Here is a 16969-nt window from a genome sequence, read left to right as displayed (position 1 = left end):
TGTTACGTCTCTTCCTGTCCGTACGACGCCGGGCCCGTGCCGCTGCCGCGGTACGGGCCGCGCTCTACGCGTGCGGGGCGAAACGTACCCGGCCGCCGACCTCGATCGTGCCGTCACGGCCCGGGGCCGTCAGGATCTGGGAGCCGGCGCCCTGGGTGATGTTGAGCGCACGGTCCAGCTCGCCGGTGAGAAGCAGCGCGGCGGCGCCGGTCGCCTCGTCCTCCGTGATCGCGTCACCGCGGCGCGGGAAGGCGCGGGCCCTTACCCGGCCTGCCGCCTCGTCCTCCCACGCCCACGCGTAGAGCCAGCCGTCGCCGGGCGGCGGGGCCGGAAGCGCGTCGACCTCGGCGACGGTCCCGTACTGCTGGGTGCGGCGCCCGGTGACCCACTCCGGGCGTGCCGTGATCCAGGTGAACTCGCCGTCGTGCCGCGCCCACACCTCACCCGCCGGCACCTGGAGCAGCTCCAGGTCGAGCAGCCAGGCCGCGCCGACGAGCGGATGCCCGGCGAAGGGCAGACGGGCGCTCGGGGTGTAGATGTCGACGATGCCGCGCTCCGGGTCGTCGACGAACACGGTCTCGCTGTAGCCGAGTTCGGCGGCGAGGGCCTGACGGGCCGCCTCGCCGGGGTGCGTACGGCCGTCCCGTACGACGCCCAGGGCGTTGCCGTGGCGTCCGTCGGGGCCGCAGAAGACGCGGAGTACGTCGAGTTCGTTCACCCCGGCATTGAAGCACTGCCACGACCGCAGGGCCGCACCGCCGTGTCGCGCGCTGCGGCCCTGCCGGGCGGGGACTTGGGCGGGGTTGTCCGGGCCCGGACGGGCCTGGGTGCGGCGCCCGCGGGCGGCGAAGACCACTGCGGCGCCCGCGCCGGCGAGGTGGTCGCGCTCGTCGAGCCGGCAAGTCAACCCTGCTCGCCGCTCTCGCCGCCGACCTGCCCGCCGCCGCGGGATAGGTCCGCGTCGACGGGCGCCCGGTCCACACCTCGGCGAGGAGTTGCTGAGCGAGGTGTGCCCGGAGCCCGTGGAGGTGCGCTGGCGCACCCGCGGGCCGGGGCGCCCCTGGTGCTCCCCGGGCGGGACGCCCGTCCCGGTCCGGGCACCGACTCTTGACCCGCACTTGACCCTCCCATGAGCCGTCCGAGAGGCAGCCGTGACCGGCCCGTATCCGTGCACGGCGCATGAGAGCCGAATCACTGGACGACCGGGGCCGGGTCAGGTAAGCCTCGGATAAGTTAGGTCAGCCTCATCCGAGGCCCGAGGCTCCTCGCCTCCCCGATCCAGCCGCATGGAGCCCGAAATGCGACCCGTCCGTCTCTCCGCCGTCACCACGGTCGCCACCGTGGCAGCCCTGGCCGCCCTCACCGGCTGCGCCGAGAAGAGCGACGCCAAGGACGGCGACGGCGCCGTCCGGGTCACCGCCAAGGACGACTCCTGCGAGGTGTCGAAGAAGGAGTTCCCCGCGGGCCATGTCGAACTGGCCGTGGAGAACAAGGGCTCCAAGGTCACCGAGGTCTACATCCTCTTCCCCGACGACCGCATCGTCACCGAGCGCGAGAACATCGGCCCCGGCACCAAGGCCACCATCACCGCCGAGGTGAAGGCCGGTTCTTACGAGATCGCTTGCAAGCCCGGCATGAAGGGCGACGGCATCCGGCAGAAGGTCGAGGCGACCGGCGGCGGCAAGGTCGCCAAGCGCAGCCCGGAGATGGACACGGCCGTCGCCGCGTTCCGTACGTACGTGCAGGCGCAGGCCGACGAGACGCTGCCCAAGTCCAAGGTCTTCGTGGACGCGGTGAAGAAGGGCGACATCGAGGCCGCGAAGAAGGCGTACGCGGACTCCCGCGTCGGCTGGGAGCGGACCGAGCCCGTCGCCGAGTCCTTCGGTGACATCGACCCCAAGGTCGACCTGCGCGAGGACGGCCTGGAGAAGGGCCAGGAGTGGACCGGCTGGCACCGTCTTGAGAAGGCCCTGTGGCAGGACAAGAAGATCGGCGCCGAGGAGAAGACCCTCGCCGACACCCTGCTCAAGGACCTCACCGACTGGCAGAACCGGGTCGGCAAGGCCGAGATCACCCCGACCTCGATGGCGAACGGCGCCAAGGAGCTCCTCGACGAGGTCGCCACCGGCAAGGTCACCGGCGAGGAAGAGCGCTACAGCCACACCGACCTCGTCGACTTCAAGGCGAATGTCGAGGGCGCGGAGAAGTCGTACGAGCTGCTCAAGCCGATCGCGTCGAAGAACGACCCGAAGCTCACCGGTGAACTCGACACCCAATTCAAGACGTTGAACGACCTGCTCGACAAGTACCGCGAGGACAAGACCTCGTACGTGTTCACGTCGTACGACAAGGTCGGCAAGGCGGAGCGCAAGGAGCTCAGCGACGGCGTCAACGCGCTCGCCGAGCCGCTGTCGAAGCTCGCCGCCGCAGTCGTGAAGTAGGAGGGCCCCGGCATGCCTGACGAGACCAACTCATCGGAGCCGTCACGTCGTTCACTGCTCGGCTGGGGTGGCGCCGGGCTCGCGCTCGGTGCCGCCGCGGCCGGTGGCGCGGCGATCGCGCTCACCTCGGGGGACGACACCGCGCCCGCCGCCTCCGAGGGCGCCGCGGTGCCCTTCCACGGCCCGCACCAGGCCGGTATCGCCACCGCCGTGCAGGACAGGCTGCACTTCGCCGCGTTCGACGTGACGACGAAGGACCGCGCGGCCCTCGTCGAGCTCCTCGAGGAGTGGACGGCGGCAGCGGCCCGCATGACGGCGGGGCACGCGGTCGGCGAGGGCGCGTACGGCGGTCTCGCCGAGGCACCGCCGGACGACACCGGCGAGGCGCTCGGCCTCAGGCCGTCGCGGCTGACGCTGACCATCGGCTTCGGCCCGTCCCTGTTCGCCAAGGACCGCTTCGGGCTCGAAGGCCGACGCCCCGAGGCGCTCGTCGACCTGCCGGTGTTCCCCGGCGACAACCTGGACGCGGCGCGCAGCGGCGGCGATCTGTGCGTGCAGGCCTGCGCGGACGACCCGCAGGTCGCCGTGCACGCCATTCGCAACCTGGCCAGGATCGGCTTCGGCAAGGTCGCCATGCGCTGGTCCCAGCTCGGCTTCGGCAAGACCTCGTCGACGACGCCCGACGCGCAGACCCCGCGCAATCTCTTCGGCTTCAAGGACGGCACCCGCAACATCGCGGGCGCCGACGCCGCCGAGCTCGACAAGCATGTGTGGGTACGGGAGAAGGACGGCCCGGCCTGGATCGCGGGCGGCTCCTACCTCGTCGCCCGCCGCATCGCGATGCGCATCGAGACCTGGGACCGCACCTCCCTGTCCGAGCAGGAGGACATCTTCGGCCGCGACAAGGGCGAGGGCGCGGCGGTCGGCAAGGCGCGCGAGCGCGACGAGCCCAACCTCAAGGCCATGCTGCCGACTTCGCACGTCCGCCTTGCCCACCCGGACACCAACAGCGGTGCCCGGATGCTGCGCCGCGGCTACTCCTTCACCGACGGTACGGACGGTCTCGGCCGCCTCGACGCGGGGCTGTTCTTCCTCGCGTACCAGCGTGATGTGCGGGAGGCGTTCATTCCCGTACAGCGCGGTCTGGCGCGTGGTGACGCGCTCAACGAGTACATCCAGCACGTGGGTTCGGCGCTCTTCGCCGTCCCGCCGGGCGTCCGGGACAAGGGCGACTGGTGGGGCCGGGCGCTGTTCGCGTAGAAGGCAGAAAAAGGAGACCCGCCGTGTTCGGCAACTATCTGATCGGTCTGCGCGAGGGCCTCGAAGCGAGCCTCGTCGTCTGCATCCTGATCGCCTATCTGGTGAAGACGGAGCGGCGCGACGCGCTGCGCCCCGTCTGGATCGGCATTGGGGTGGCCGTCGCCATCTCGCTCGTGTTCGGCTTCGGCCTCGAATTCGGCTCGCAGGAGCTGACGTTCGAGGCGCAGGAGCTGCTCGGCGGCTCCCTGTCGATCATCGCGGTCTGCCTGGTGACCTGGATGGTCTTCTGGATGCGGCGCACCGCACGGCACTTGAAGGCCGAGCTGCACGGCAAGCTGGACGCGGCCCTGCGGATGGGCACCGGCGCGCTGGTCGCGACGGCCTTCCTCGCGGTGGGGCGCGAGGGCCTGGAGACGGCGCTGTTCGTCTGGGCTTCGGTGCGGGCGGCCACCGAGGAGTCGGGTTCCACCTCGGCGCCGCTGACGGGTGTGCTCCTCGGTATCGCCACCGCGATCGTGCTGGGCTGGCTGTTCTACAAGGGCGCGGTACGGATCAACCTGGCCACGTTCTTCACCTGGACCGGCGGCATGCTGGTCGTGGTGGCCGCGGGTGTCCTCGCGTACGGCGTGCACGACCTCCAGGAGGCGCGGTTCGTCGGCGGGCTCGACAGCAAGGCGTTCGACATCAGCACGACTGTCCCGCCGGACAGTTGGTACGGGACCCTGCTGAAGGGTGTCTTCAACTTCCAGCCCGACCCGACCGTTCTCCAGGTCACGGTGTGGGCGCTGTACCTGGTCCCGACGCTTGTGCTGTTCCTGTCCCCGGTAGGGTTCCGGACGTCGGTGGGCACGAGCACGACGTCGGTGGGCACGAAGACACAGAAGGCAGCGCATGAGCAGGCTGAGGCTGGGGCGGCTGGCGGCGACGATCGCGACGGCGGCGGCGCTGTCGATGACGGCGAGCGGGTGCGTGACCGTGCACGGCGAGCTGGAGATCGTACCGGCGGCGACGGAGGCTGAGGCCGCGCAGGCGCTCAAGGACTTCACGCTCGCCTACAACAAGGCGGACAAGGCCTACGATCCGGCGCTCGACGCGGGCCGGGTCACCGGTCCGCTCGGCGCGATCAACCAGGCCGGCCTGAAGGCGCGGCAGATACAGAGTCCGGACGGCAATCCGCGTCATCAGCCGCTGGAGCTGGCCGACGCGAAGTTCACCGTCCCCAAGAAGGCGGGCTGGCCGCGGTGGTTCGTCGCGGACACCGACAGCAACCGCGACGAGGACGGCGGCCGGCTGGACACCCGCTGGCTGCTGGTGTTCGTACGGGGCGGCCCCAACCAGCTGTGGGAAGCGTCCCACCTGTCGGTCCTGACCAACGCCCAGGTGCCGCGGTTCGCGAAGGACAAGGACGGCTTCGCCGAGCCCGTCGTGGCGGACGCGACGGACCTGGCCCTGGCGCCGGAGGATCTGAGCGAGCGGTACGCGGCGTACTTGCGGGACGGTGAGCCGGAGAGCTTCGCGCCAGGCCCGCACACCTCCGAACTGCGCAAGACCCGCGCGGCCACGGCGCGGCGGCCGGGGCGCGCCGTGCAGTACGTCGACCAGCGGCTGGACACCGGGATGTACGCGCCGCTGGGGCTGGCCACCGAGGACGGCGGGGCCGCGGTCTTCTTCGCCACCCGCCAGTTCGAGCAGCAGACCGTGGCCAAGGGGGTCCGGCTGGAGCTCAACGCGGATGTGCGGGCACTGATGACCGGCACCGCGCGGACCAGCCTCACCAAGGAGCGCGTCTCCAGCCAGTTCGCGCAGGTGTCGCCGAAGGACGCGGACAAGCCGCTGGTCGCGGTACTGGCCCAGATCCAGGGGCTCACGGCGGCGAAGGGCGGGTAGCCGGGGGGGGGCGTAGCCGGCAGCCGGCCGACGGTGCGTGGGAAATGCGCATGGGTGCGCGGGTGGCCGGGATGCGGGCTTGGGTGCGCGAGTACAGGCTCGGGTAGCCGAAAGCCCCCGCGCCGTTCGTCGGCGCGGGGGCAGCGTTCGGTCTCTCAGCGGCCCAGTGGCCAGGCCACCGCGTGGTGGTCCTCCGGGTCGTCCTCGCCGACGAATCGCGCACAGGCCTCGGTCAGCGTCTCAAGCAGCGTGAGCGGATCGGGCAGCGGGTGCTCGGGACCGCGCACCCAGCTCACCTCGTGGCCGCCGGGCAGCTGCGCGGGCGGCACCAGGACGTAGCTGCCGCGGCAGTGCCAGCGCAGGCCCGGATGCGCGTCCATCGTCTCGGGGTGGCAGTCCAGCTCGCACGGCCACCACTCGTCCTCGTCCTCCGGGGTACCCCGGGTGGCGGTGAAGAAGAGGAGGCGCGCGTCACCGTTGCTGCCGCCGAACTCGGCGACCGGCCCCACCTCGATGCCGGCCGCGAGCAGCCGCTCCAGCGCACCCAGACCCGCTTCGAGCGGGACGTCGAGCACGTCGTTGACCATGCCCGTCGCGGTGATGAAGTTGGCCTGGGGCTGGTTCTGGGCCCAGCGGGTGAGCTGCGCGCGGTCGGTGGTGGCCTGCGTCTGCCAGGCGAAGGAAATGGGATGTCTGGCCGGAGTGGGGCAGCCGACCCGGTCGCAGGAACATCGGTAGCCCACCGGGTGCGCGGCCGGGGAGAGTGGCAGACCGGCGGCAGCGGCGGCCAGGAGCAGCGTCTGACGATCGGCGCCATCCGGGTCGGTCGCCTTGGGGCGTCGGCGCAGCCACTGGGGCAGCCTGCTCTCCAACGAAGGCCTGCTCTCTGTGCCGCCGTAGCGGCCGAAATCGGCGCCCATTCAACCCCTCACCTCAGCGTTGCGCTCTCCATGCTGCCACCATCCTGCGCCTCAGGTGGCCGCAGTGCTCATCCGGGGTACGCGGGCCGATGTCACAAGGGTGGTGTCATTGATGCCTTTGTCCCGATAAGTGGACCTACCCTGGCGGCCATGATCACACGCACCCCGCCGGCGGTCGCACTGATCGCGCTGGTCCTGCCCTGTTACGGGCAGGCCGACCCGGGTCCCGCGACCGCGGGCCCGCTCCCTCGCCCCCTGTACACCGCACACCGGGGCGGTTCCCTCGAAGTGGCCGAAAACAGCATGTCCGGGCTTGTCTCGGCGTACAAGCGCGGCACGGCGCAGGTCCTGGACGTGGACACCCGGATGCTGAGCGACGGGACGCCGGTGGTGCTGCACGACGCGACGCTGGACCGTACGACGCACTCGAAGGGGCCCGTGAGCGAACTCACTCCCTCGCAGTGGCGGAAGGTGCGGCTGCGCGGAGGCGAGCTCGACGAGCGACCGCCGACGGTCGCGGCCGTCCTCGACCGGCTCGGCGGGAAAATCGTCCTGTCCCTGGAGGCCAAGGACCCCGGGAGCCTGCCGGCACTGGCCGGCGCGATCCACGACCGGGAGCTGGGCCGCTCGGTCTTCGTCAACTCCAACCGGCCCTCGGTGGTCCTGCGGGCCCACCGGCTCGGGCTGATGGCCCAGTTGTGGCGCTCGGCGAAGCAGCTGCGGACCGACGACCCGGGCGCCTGGCAGGGGTACGTCGATGTGCTGGACGTCGACCACAGGGCGCCGGACGCGGTGCTGCGGCGCGCCGTGCGGTCCGGTGTCCCCCGGGTGTGGGCGCACACCGTGAACACATCAGCGGCCCGAGACCGGGCGCTGCGGCTGGGCTGCGACGGGATCGTCACGGACGCGCCCGCGCTGCTGGCGCGCGGGGCGGCGGCACGTTCCGCGCGGGCCCCGGCGGCCGGGGCGACGGCCCGTCCGGAGCGGGCCCCGGCGGCCGGGTCAGCGTGGGGTCAGGCCGCCCAGGACGTAGTCGACGACCGCGTCGGCGTACGCGTGGCTGAGCGGCAGCGTCCGCAGCAGCCAGCGGTGCGAGAGCGGCGCCACCAGCAGCTCCAGGGCGATGCGCGGGTCGACGCCGTCCCGCACGTCCCCCGCCACCTGCGCCGCCCGCAGCCGCTTCACGTACAGCTGGAGCTGCGGTTCGAGAAGCTTGACCACGAACTCGGCGCCCAGCTGGGGGTCGACGATCCCCGCCGCGGTGAGCGCCCGGCTGGGCGCCTCGTACGTGGGGTCGAGGAGCTCGTCCACGGTGGCGCGCAGGACCGCCTTGAGGTCGGCCGCGAGATCGCCGGTGTCCGGGATCTCGTACGCCCCCTCGCCCGCCGCGGCGGCGGCCCGGTCGCCCAGGTCGATGAACGCTTCGAGCAGGACGGCGGCCTTCGACGGCCACCAGCGGTAGATCGTCTGCTTGCCGACGCCCGCGCGGGCCGCGATGCCCTCGATGGTGGCGCTGCCGTAACCGACCTCGCCGACCAGCGAGAGGGCCGCGTCGTAGATCGCCCGGCGGGAGCGCTCGCTCCGGCGCGAGGAGTCCGGTGACTTGGTCTCTGCCATGGGGCCAATCTAGCAGCGGTGCGAGACGACACGTCTCGCGGCGATGCGATGCGTGGGGCCCCGGGGTGAGTGGCGATCCGGCGCGGTGGCGCCCCGGTGCGGGTGGTGACCGAGTGTGAGTGGTGACCAGGGGTGAACCACCCGATCGGTGCACAGCGCGACGCCCTCTCGCGGCGGACCATGGCTGTCACGCACACTCGGTGCCCCATGCCGCTCGTGAGGAGCCCTCATTGCCTCGTGAAGCTTCGCCCCGCCGCTATCTCATGTGCCGCCCGGAGCAATTCAGGGTGACGTACTCCATCAACCCCTGGATGGACCCCGCCAAACCGATCGACCTGCCGCTGGCCCTCGCCCAGTGGGAGGTCCTGCGCGACCGCTACCGCTCCCTCGGCCATACCGTCGAGCTCCTGACCCCCCGGCCGGGGCTGCCCGACATGGTCTTCGCAGCGAACGGGGCCAGCGTCGTCGACGGACGGGTGCTCGGCGCCCGCTTCGCCCATGCCGAACGGAGCCTGGAGGCCGAGGCGCACCTGGAGTGGTTCCGGGCGCACGGCTTCACCGAGGTCCAGGAGCCCGTGCACATCAACGAGGGCGAGGGCGACTTCGCGTTCACCTCGTCCTGGATCCTCGCCGGGCGCGGCTTCCGCTCCAGCCCGCTCTCGCACGACGAGGCACAGGAGTTCTTCGGGCGCCCCGTGATCGGCCTGGATCTGGTCGATCCGCGCTACTACCACCTGGACACGGCGCTGGCCGTGCTCGACGACCGTACGGACGAGGTCATGTACTACCCGGGCGCGTTCTCGCCGGGCAGCAGGGCCGTCCTCGCCCGGCTCTTCCCCGACGCGATCGTCGCGCAGGAGGGGGATGCGGCGGCGCTCGGGCTGAACGCGGTGAGCGACGGCCGCCATGTGCTGCTGCCGCAGGGCGCGGTCGGGCTCTTCGGGCCGCTGCGGGAGCGGGGCTTCGAGCCGGTCGCGATGGACCTCGGCGAGCTGCTCAAGGGGGGCGGCAGCGTGAAGTGCTGCACGCAGGAGCTGCGCGGGTAGCGGCCGTTCCCGAATGAGCCGTACGGGCCCGAGCCGCCCGGTCCGTACGGCTGTTCGGCACCCTCTAGTCCGCCGCCGGCGGCCACGCGCCGCCCCACTCGATGTCACGCGCCGCGCGGTACAGGTCGCCGTGCCGCTTCTTGGTGACGGTTTCGCGCGCGAGACCGTCACGCGTGGTGCAGAGCTCCAGCTGGACCATGCCCTTGCGGATCTGCGGCCTGCGGACGATGCGTGCCGCGACCGGGTCGGCGTCGAAGCGGACCGCCGCGACATAGCTGAACTTCTCGTCCTCGTACGCGAGCGAGCCGCCCTTGACCTGCCGGTGCAGCGAGGAGCGGCTCACCCGGGCCGAGAAGTGGCACCAGTCGCTGCCGCCCTCCTCGTTGAGCGCGGTGATGGGGCAGGCGCCGCTGTGCGGGCAGGGCGCGGCGATACGCAGGCCGGCCGCGAGCAGCCGGTCCCTGGCCTCGATGACACGGCGGTAGCCGTCGGGTGTGCCGGGCTCGACAACGACCACGGCCTGGGCCGTGCGGGCGGCCTCCGCGACGACGCTCGCGCGGGCCTCGGGGGTGAGTTCCTTGAGGACGTACGAGATGGTGACGAGATCGGTGCTCTCGATACGGAGCGCTGGTCCGATGCGGGCGCGCTGCCAGTCGGTGGCGCGCAGGGTGGGGGAATCGGAGGCGGCGGCCAGTTCCCGGCCGAGGGCGAGGGCCGGCTCGGCCCAGTCCAGGACCGTGCTCGCGGGTCCCGCCGGCCAGGCCTCCGCGACGGCCCAGCCGGCGGCCCCCGTCCCGCCGCCGATGTCCGTATGTGTGGCCGGGGTCCAGTCCGGGGCGGCGGCGCGCAGCGCGGCGAGGACGGACCGCACCGCCTCGAAGGTCGCGGGCATCCGGTACGCGGCGTACGCGGCGACGTCGGAGCGGTCGCGGAGCACGGGGGTGTCGGTGGGGGTGGTCCCCCGGTAGCTGGCGATCAGCCGCTCGACGGCCTGGGCGGCCTGCTTGGGCGGCAGCCCGTCGAGAAGCCCGGCGAGGGCGGTGCGCAGGGCTTCTGCGGTGGGGAGGGTGGAGTTCACCGGCCGATTCTAGGCGGGGTGGGGGCGGGGTCTGTGCGGGGTGGGTCCTGGCGGGGCGGTTCCGGGCGGGCGCGGATGGGGTGGACCGTGGGGTGGACCTGCGGGAACCGGCGGTGAACTGCTGTGTTCTGAGCGATAGTTGTTGGGCTGCGGGCTCGACTATGACCGGGGGGACCATGGGACAGCGGGTCGTACGGGTGGCTCTGGCGGCCGGTGTGATCGTGCTCGGCCTGCTGGTCCTGCTGGCCACCTGCGGTGGGGGCAGCGGCAAGGACAGGTCCGGTGCGGTGCCGCGGGAGCCCGCGAAGCGCAGTGCCGAGCCCCCTGTTCGGTTGCCCGTTCCCGCCGAGTACGACGCCGCGCCGAGGTGGCAGGTTCGTGGTGCCTCGCCCGAGTACGCCATCGCCCGGGGCGCGGACCGGATCGGTCTCGTCGAGCGGGTCTCCGCCGACCGGTTCCGGTTGCGGGCCGTCGACGCGGCGTCCGGCGCGACCCGGTGGAAGAGCGAGGCCTGGCGGCCGCTGTCCGACCCGCGCCACTTTCCCCGGCTGCTGCCCGTCGGCAAGGACGGGCGGGAGTACTTCGTTACCTGGTCGTTCGGGAAGGTGGTCGGGCGGGACGATGCGCTGAGCGGTGCGAAGGCCGCTGTTGTCCTTGATGTGTACGCCGTGGAGGACGGCGCCCGGCGCCGGGTCGAGCTGCCCTGGGGTGGCGTGCCCACCGTCGACAGTTCGGGACCCGGCATCCTCGTCAGCGACGGCGGAGCGGACAGCGCGGTCGTGGACCCCGCCACGGGCCGGGTCTCACGGGTCGCCGCGAAGGCGCTCGACGCTCCCAAGGGGTGCCGGGACTGCCGGGTGCAGACCGAGGTGCGGACGGTGACCGACAAGGGGCTGCTGGTGAGCGGGCGGCGGGAGTTCTGGGTACGAGGCGGCTGGCACAGCCGGAAGACCGCGCCGGCCGGGGCGGACGCGGCGTCCGGCGTGCCGATTTCGGTGGCGGGCGGGCATATTCTCGCCACCTGGCAGAAGAAGGGCGGCGCCGGTGCGGCGGCCTTCGAGGCCTGGGCGGTGCACGACGCGGCGGGCGGGCGGGCGACGGCGACGGTCGAGTGCCGCAAGCCGGCCATAGCGTCGGGCAGGCGTGCGCGGGCGGTGCTCTCGCCCGAGGGGCGCTACCTGGTGGCCGGGCGGGTGGGCTTCGACCTGGAGACCGGGAAGGGCCGCTGCTTCGAGGCCGCGGACGGCACTGAGCCGCTGGACCTGACGGTGGTCACGGACACGGGGGTCGCCTACGGGATGACGGGGGCGCGGGTGCCTGTGCGGGTCGATCTCGCCACTGGTGTTCCGGCTGTGCTTCCGGGCAGTACGACTGTTCCGGATGCGGAGGTGGCGGGGGTGGGGGTGTTTGCGTGGGTGGACCCGAAGAATCGGACCTGTTTGTTCGTGCATGCTCGGCGGGGCTGACCGGAGGTGTGATGCCGGGGCCTCGGGCCGGGCGCCTGAGGGCTGCTCCCCCGCTAGACCGAAGCCTTCTGCCAGGGGCGGCAGAGCAGGAGGAAGCAGCCCAGTGAGGCCAGGGCGCAGGTCAGTTGGACTATCGCCATGGGGACTGCTGTGGACTCGCCTGCTATGCCCACCAGGGGCGAGGCGATCGCCCCTATCAGGAACGATGATGTTCCGATGAGCGCCGAGGCTGAGCCCGCCGCGTGCGGGGTGCGCATCAGGGCCTGGGCGTTGGTGTTCGGCATGGCCAGGCCCATCGCCGACATCAGGACGAAGAGGCCCGCCGCGATCGGGAGCAGGCCTACCTTGCCGAAGACTCCCGTTGTCATGAGGAGGAGCGCGAGGGACGCGAGGACGATCGCGGACAGGCCGAAGGCGAGCACCTTGTCCATGCTGACCCGGCCCACCAGGAGCCTGCCGTTGATCTGGCCCACGGCGATCAGGCCGATCGAGTTGACGCCGAAGAGCAGGCTGAAGGTCTGGGGTGAGGCGCCGTAGATCTCCTGGATCACGAACGGGGACGCGGAGATGTAGGCGAAGAGCGCGGCGAAGGCGAGGCCGCCCGCCAGGACGTAGCCGGTGAAGACCTGGTCCACGAGCAGGCCCCGCATCGTGCGCAGAGCCACCTTGACGCCTCCCTCGTGCCGTCGCTCGGGCGGCAGCGTCTCGTGCAGCCACTTCCATACGACGAGGGTCAGCAGGACGCCGATGACGGTCAGGACGACGAAGATGCCTCGCCAGTCCGTGAGCCGCAGCACCTGGCCGCCGATGACCGGGGCGATCACCGGGGCCACGCCGGAGATCAGCATGAGAGTGGAGAAGAAGCGGGCCATCTCGACGCCGTCGTAGAGGTCACGTACGACTGCTCGGGCGATGACGATGCCCGCGGCGCCGGCCAGACCCTGGAGCAGCCGGAAGGCGATGAGGAGTTCGGCGGAGGGCGCGAAGGCGCAGATCGCGGTGGCGACGACGTACACGATCATGCCGAGGAGCAGCGGACGGCGACGGCCCCAGCGGTCGCTCATCGGGCCGACGACCAGCTGCCCGAGCGCCATGCCCGCCAGGCAGGCGGTGAGGGTGAGCTGCACGGTCGCGGCGGGCGAGTCCAAGGCTCGGGTGACCTGGGGAAGCGCCGGGAGGTACATGTCCATGGAGAGCGGCGGCAGCGCGGTGAGTCCGCCGAGCACCAGGGTGACCAGCAGGCTCGTACGGCGGGCGGTGGTGGCGGAGCCGGTCGCGGCCTTGGTTTCGACGTCCGCCCCGGGTATGTGTCCTTGCTCGGTCTGGCCGCTCTCCGGCATCACTTCTCCATGTCGTCGCATCTGTATCTATGCTCTCAGCTCGTCCGGTGTGGTGGGGACCTTTTCTTGGGGGCTGAGATGGACAAGACACGCGTGCGGTGGGGTGTGCTGGCGACGGGCGGGATCGCGTCGTCGTTCACGGCGGAGCTGCTGAAGATGGACGATGCCGAGGTCGTCGCGGTCGGGTCGCGTACGGAGGCGTCCGCGCAGGCCTTCGCGGACCGCTTCGGGATAGCGCGCTCTTATGGCAGCTGGGCCGAGCTCGCGGCGGATCCGGATGTCGACGTGGTGTACGTCGCGGGTCCGCACTCCGCGCACCGGGCCGCCGCGGGGCTGTGCCTGGCGGCGGGCAAGGCGGTGCTGTGCGAGAAGGCGTTCACGCTCAACTCGGGCGAGGCCGAGGAGCTTGTCGCCCTGGCGCGGCAGCACGACCGCTTCCTGATGGAGGCCATGTGGATGTACTGCAACCCGGTCATCCGGCGGCTGGCGGAGATCGTGAAGGACGGTGCGATCGGTGAAGTGCGCACGGTGCACGCCGATTTCGGGCTGGGTGGGCCCTTTGCTGCCGAACACCGGCTCAGGGATCGCGGGTTGGGTGGCGGTGCGCTTCTTGACCTCGGTGTGTATCCGGTTTCCTTCGCGCAGTTGTTGCTGGGTGAGCCCGATCGCGTACAGGCGGACGCACTGTTGTCGCCCGAGGGCGTCGATCTGAACACCGGCATGCTGCTCGGGTGGGATTCCGGTGCGACGGCGCTTCTCAGCTGTTCCATCACCGCCGACACTCCGATCACTGCGGCCGTCACCGGGACCGGTGGCCGTGTCGAGTTCGAGCGCGGGTTCTTCTATCCGGAGCGGTTCGTGCTGCACCGGGAGGGACGGGAGCCGAAGGAGTTCACCGCCGGGGACGGCGATCGCCACAGTCTGCGGTACGAGGCCGCCGAGGTGATGCGTTGTCTGCGTGCGGGTGAGAAGGAGTCGCCATTGGTACCGCTGGCAGGGAGTCTCGCGGTGATGCGGACGCTCGACGCGGTGCGTGACCGCATCGGCGTCCGCTTTCCCGGTGAGGAGATCCACCGCCCCTGATCCGCCCGGAGCCCTAGGAGAGTTCCAGGCCCGGCTTGCCCGCTTGGGTGGTGAGTGAGGCCGCCGTGGTGACGGGTGCTCCCGGTGTGGTGACCGTGGACACCGTGCGGAAGTCCGCGCGGGCCTCCTTGGTGCCCAGCGTGATGCGGGTGTAGCCGCGCCTGCCGTTGTAGAACTTCAGGTGCGCGTTGCCCTGCATCAGCCGGTCGTAGTTGGCGGGCCTGTCCGCGCCGTCCTTGCCGCTGGAGACGGATGTGGTGACGAGCTCGGTGCCCACGGTGGGCGAGGCGGGGTTCTCGAAGTCGCGCTTGATGTCGAAGGCGTACGAGACGTGCACGTCTCCGGTGAGCACCATCAGGTTCTCTACGCCGGTGGCCCGCGCTCCGTCGAGGAAGCGGGTGCGCGCGGCCGGGTAGCCGTCCCACGCGTCCATGCTCACCTTCGGGTCGTTCACGCTGCGCCGTCGGGCGAAGGTGACCTGCTGGGGTACGACGTTCCACAGCGCTCGGGACGCGTGCCAGCCGTTGAGCAGCCAGCGCTCCTGTGCCTTGCCCATCATGGTGCGGGAGGGGGCGTCGGACTCGGGGCCTGGGAGCTGCCAGCCGTCGCCGTAGGCCTGGTTCGACCGGTACTGGCGGGTGTCGAGGATGTCGAACTGCGCGAGCCGCCCGAAGCTCAGGCGCCGGTACAGCCGCATGTCGGCGCCGTCTGGCCGCTGCGGGGCGCGCAGCGGCTGGTTCTCCCAGTACGCGCGGTACGCCGCGGCCCTGCGCAGCAGGAACTCCTCGGGCGGTACGTCGTTCTCGGGGGTGCCGCCCGCGTAGTTGTTCTCCGTCTCGTGGTCGTCCCAGGTGACGACGAAGGGGTGCGCGGCGTGTGCGGCGCGCAGGTCCGGGTCGGACTTGTAGAGGGCGTACCGCAGCCGGTAGTCCTCCAGGCTGGTCGTCTCACGGTTGAAGAGGGCGGGCAGTGTGCGGTCGGTGTAGGCGCGGGCGCCGCCGGTCGCGTTCACGGCGTACTCGTAGAGGTAGTCGCCCAGGTGGAAGACGACGTCGAGGTCCTCGTCGGCGAGGTGCTTGTACGGGGTGAAGTAGCCGTCGTGGTAGGCCTGGCAGGAGACTGCCGCGAGCTTCAGGTCGTTGATCCGCGCGCCCGGGGCGGGCGCCGTGCGGGTGCGGCCGACCGGGCTGATCCAGGTGCCCGCGCGGAAGCGGTAGTGGTAGACGCGGTCCGGGGCGAGCCCACCGACATCGGCGCGCACGCTGTGGTGGAACTCGGGGTGCGCGGTGACCGTGCCGCGCCTGACCACGCGGGTGAAGCGCGCGTCGAGGGCCAGCTCCCAGCTGACTTCGACCCGGGCCCTGGGCAGGCCGCTGTCCGGCTCGTACGGCTTCGGGGCCAGCCTGGTCCACAGCAGTACGGACCCGGGGAGCGGATCGCCGGACGCGACGCCCAGGGTGAACGGGTCCTCGGTGATCCTCCTGGCGTCGAGCTCGGCGGCCTGGGCGGTGCCGGGCAGGTTCGTCGCGAAGGCGAGCGCGGCGGCGGCCCCGGTGACGGTGAGGAATCTGCGGCGGTTGATGTGCCGTGCGGCGGCCCTGAGTTCCTGTTCGTGGCGCGATGCGATGGTCATCTGCCCCTCCACTGACGGCTGTTGTCAGAGGAATTGGAGTGGCGTCGGGCGTCGCGCCGCTTTCGTGTACGTGTACGGGTCACGTACACTGCGGGTCCATGAGCCATGAAACCCCGCAGACCCCTCCGTTTCACCGGTCGCGGGTCGCTGTCGTGACCGGAGCGGGCTCGGGCATCGGCCGGGCCGTCGCACTGGAGCTGGCCTCGGCGGGCTGGTCGGTGGTGCTGGCGGGGCGGCGCGCCGACGCGCTGGAGGGGACGGCCGCGTCCGCCGGGGGCGAGCCCTTGTGCGTACGGACCGATGTGTCGCGTCCCGACGAGGTCGACGCGCTCTTCGGCGCGGTGCGCGAGCGGTACGGGCGGCTCGACCTGCTCTTCAACAACGCGGGCACGTTCGGGCCGCGCGGTGTGCCGCTGGAGGACATCGGATACGAGGAGTGGCGCTCGGTCGTCGACGTGAACGTCACCGGCGCCTTCCTGTGCGCGCAGGCCGCCTTCCGGCAGATGAAGGAGCAGTCGCCGCAGGGCGGGCGGATCATCAACAACGGATCGATCTCGGCGCACACGCCCCGGCCGGGGTCCGTGGCGTACACGACGACGAAGCACGCGATGACGGGCCTCACCAAGTCGCTGTCGCTGGACGGGCGTCCGTACCGGATCGCGTGCGGCCAGATCGACATCGGCAACGCGGCGACCGACATGACGCAGCGGATGCAGACGGGGATCCCGCAGGCAAACGGCGAGCTGATGGCCGAACCGGTGATGGACGTGCGGGACGTGGCGCGCACGGTGCGGCACATGGCGGAGCTGCCGCTTGAGGCGAATGTGCAGTTCGCGACGGTCCTGGCGACAACGATGCCGTACGTGGGGCGGGGCTGAGCGGGCCGGGAACACTCTGGACGCGTAGGCGGTTGGGCGCGTTATGACTTCCTTCACCGATGCCGAAGTGCTGCGCTACACCGCGTTCTCCAGCGACCCGGCGGGCGGCAATCCGGCCGGGGTCGTCCTGGACGCCTCGAAGCTCGACGACAAGCAGATGCTCGCCATCGCCGCCGGGCTCGGCTACAGCGAGACGGCGTTCCTCACCGAGGAGCTGGAGCCCGGCCGCGCCTACACCGTCCGCTACTTCAGCCCCCTCGCCGAGGTCCCGTTCTGCGGCCACGCCACCGTCGCGACGGCCGTCGCGCGCGCCGACCGCG

Annotated in this window: 15 protein-coding genes and 1 pseudogene; 10 read left to right on the top strand and 6 right to left on the bottom strand. The window is 71.5% G+C overall.

Annotation, left to right across the window (positions count from 1 at the left end):
• Positions 1-64: 64 nt before the first annotated feature.
• Positions 65-718 carry a PhzF family phenazine biosynthesis protein gene (locus QMK30_RS34605; RefSeq protein ID WP_283522326.1) on the bottom strand — a complete coding sequence of 218 codons (654 nt, stop codon included), beginning with the start codon at positions 716-718 and terminating at the stop codon, positions 65-67.
• A 580-nt stretch (positions 719-1298) separates the two neighbouring features.
• Here QMK30_RS34605 and efeO point away from each other — a divergent pair.
• The 4 genes from efeO to QMK30_RS34585 are packed head-to-tail and all read left to right on the top strand — an operon-like array spanning position 1299 to position 5588.
• Positions 1299-2441, top strand: a complete 1143-nt coding sequence (efeO, locus tag QMK30_RS34600) for an iron uptake system protein EfeO (RefSeq protein WP_283522306.1) — start codon at positions 1299-1301, stop codon at positions 2439-2441.
• A gap of 12 nt (positions 2442-2453) precedes the next feature.
• Positions 2454-3701, top strand: coding sequence for an iron uptake transporter deferrochelatase/peroxidase subunit (gene efeB / locus QMK30_RS34595; protein ID WP_283522305.1), 1248 nt, complete (start codon positions 2454-2456; stop codon positions 3699-3701).
• 23 nt (positions 3702-3724) lie between these two features.
• Entirely contained in the window at positions 3725-4720 is a 996-nt protein-coding gene (efeU, locus tag QMK30_RS34590) for an iron uptake transporter permease EfeU (protein WP_283522304.1), read from the top strand.
• The gene (locus QMK30_RS34585) at positions 4653-5588 is read left to right on the top strand and encodes an SCO2278 family lipoprotein (protein WP_283522325.1); all 936 of its coding nucleotides are present in this window, start codon (positions 4653-4655) and stop codon (positions 5586-5588) included. The genes efeU and QMK30_RS34585 overlap by 68 nt, the downstream gene beginning before the upstream one ends.
• Positions 5589-5743: 155 nt before the next feature.
• Here QMK30_RS34585 and QMK30_RS34580 read toward each other — a convergent pair whose 3' ends face one another.
• A complete protein-coding gene (locus QMK30_RS34580; protein WP_283522303.1) occupies positions 5744-6508 on the bottom strand; it encodes a bifunctional DNA primase/polymerase in 765 nt (254 codons plus the stop codon).
• Between the two features lie 30 nt (positions 6509-6538).
• Between QMK30_RS34580 and QMK30_RS34575 the strand changes: the two are divergent.
• Positions 6539-7363: pseudogene (locus tag QMK30_RS34575) on the top strand (glycerophosphodiester phosphodiesterase); the annotation flags it as partial.
• Between the two features lie 147 nt (positions 7364-7510).
• Here the strand turns inward: QMK30_RS34575 and QMK30_RS34570 are convergent.
• Positions 7511-8125 carry a TetR/AcrR family transcriptional regulator gene (locus QMK30_RS34570; protein ID WP_283522324.1) on the bottom strand — a complete coding sequence of 205 codons (615 nt, stop codon included), beginning with the start codon at positions 8123-8125 and terminating at the stop codon, positions 7511-7513.
• A gap of 200 nt (positions 8126-8325) precedes the next feature.
• Here QMK30_RS34570 and ddaH point away from each other — a divergent pair, with 200 nt between their 5' ends.
• Complete coding sequence (gene ddaH / locus QMK30_RS34565; RefSeq protein WP_349362144.1) at positions 8326-9171, top strand: dimethylargininase; 846 nt, start codon at positions 8326-8328, stop codon at positions 9169-9171.
• A 64-nt stretch (positions 9172-9235) separates the two neighbouring features.
• On the opposite strand, the gene QMK30_RS34560 is transcribed toward ddaH, so the two are convergent.
• Complete coding sequence (locus QMK30_RS34560; RefSeq protein WP_283522301.1) at positions 9236-10249, bottom strand: small ribosomal subunit Rsm22 family protein; 1014 nt, start codon at positions 10247-10249, stop codon at positions 9236-9238.
• Between the two features lie 176 nt (positions 10250-10425).
• On the opposite strand from QMK30_RS34560, the gene QMK30_RS34555 reads away from it, so the two are divergent.
• Positions 10426-11715 carry a hypothetical protein gene (locus QMK30_RS34555; RefSeq protein WP_283522300.1) on the top strand — a complete coding sequence of 430 codons (1290 nt, stop codon included), beginning with the start codon at positions 10426-10428 and terminating at the stop codon, positions 11713-11715.
• A gap of 53 nt (positions 11716-11768) precedes the next feature.
• On the opposite strand, the gene QMK30_RS34550 is transcribed toward QMK30_RS34555, so the two are convergent.
• On the bottom strand, positions 11769-13055 hold the full coding sequence (locus QMK30_RS34550) for a Bcr/CflA family multidrug efflux MFS transporter (protein WP_283522299.1): 1287 nt from the start codon (positions 13053-13055) through the stop codon (positions 11769-11771).
• A 78-nt stretch (positions 13056-13133) separates the two neighbouring features.
• On the opposite strand from QMK30_RS34550, the gene QMK30_RS34545 reads away from it, so the two are divergent.
• Positions 13134-14138, top strand: a complete 1005-nt coding sequence (locus tag QMK30_RS34545) for a Gfo/Idh/MocA family protein (RefSeq protein ID WP_283522298.1) — start codon at positions 13134-13136, stop codon at positions 14136-14138.
• A gap of 13 nt (positions 14139-14151) precedes the next feature.
• Here QMK30_RS34545 and QMK30_RS34540 read toward each other — a convergent pair whose 3' ends face one another.
• Entirely contained in the window at positions 14152-15771 is a 1620-nt protein-coding gene (locus QMK30_RS34540; protein WP_283522297.1) for an alkaline phosphatase D family protein, read from the bottom strand.
• A 98-nt stretch (positions 15772-15869) separates the two neighbouring features.
• Here QMK30_RS34540 and QMK30_RS34535 point away from each other — a divergent pair, with 98 nt between their 5' ends.
• Together QMK30_RS34535 and QMK30_RS34530 are read left to right on the top strand one after the other, a co-directional pair.
• A complete protein-coding gene (locus QMK30_RS34535) occupies positions 15870-16649 on the top strand; it encodes an SDR family oxidoreductase (protein WP_283522296.1) in 780 nt (259 codons plus the stop codon).
• A 43-nt stretch (positions 16650-16692) separates the two neighbouring features.
• A partial coding sequence (locus QMK30_RS34530; RefSeq protein WP_283522295.1) for a PhzF family phenazine biosynthesis isomerase occupies positions 16693-16969 on the top strand: 277 nt, incomplete at its 3' end.

Source organism: Streptomyces sp. H27-C3 (assembly GCF_030063415.1).
GTDB lineage: Bacteria > Actinomycetota > Actinomycetes > Streptomycetales > Streptomycetaceae > Streptomyces.
This window is presented reverse-complemented; position numbering and strand designations above follow the sequence as displayed.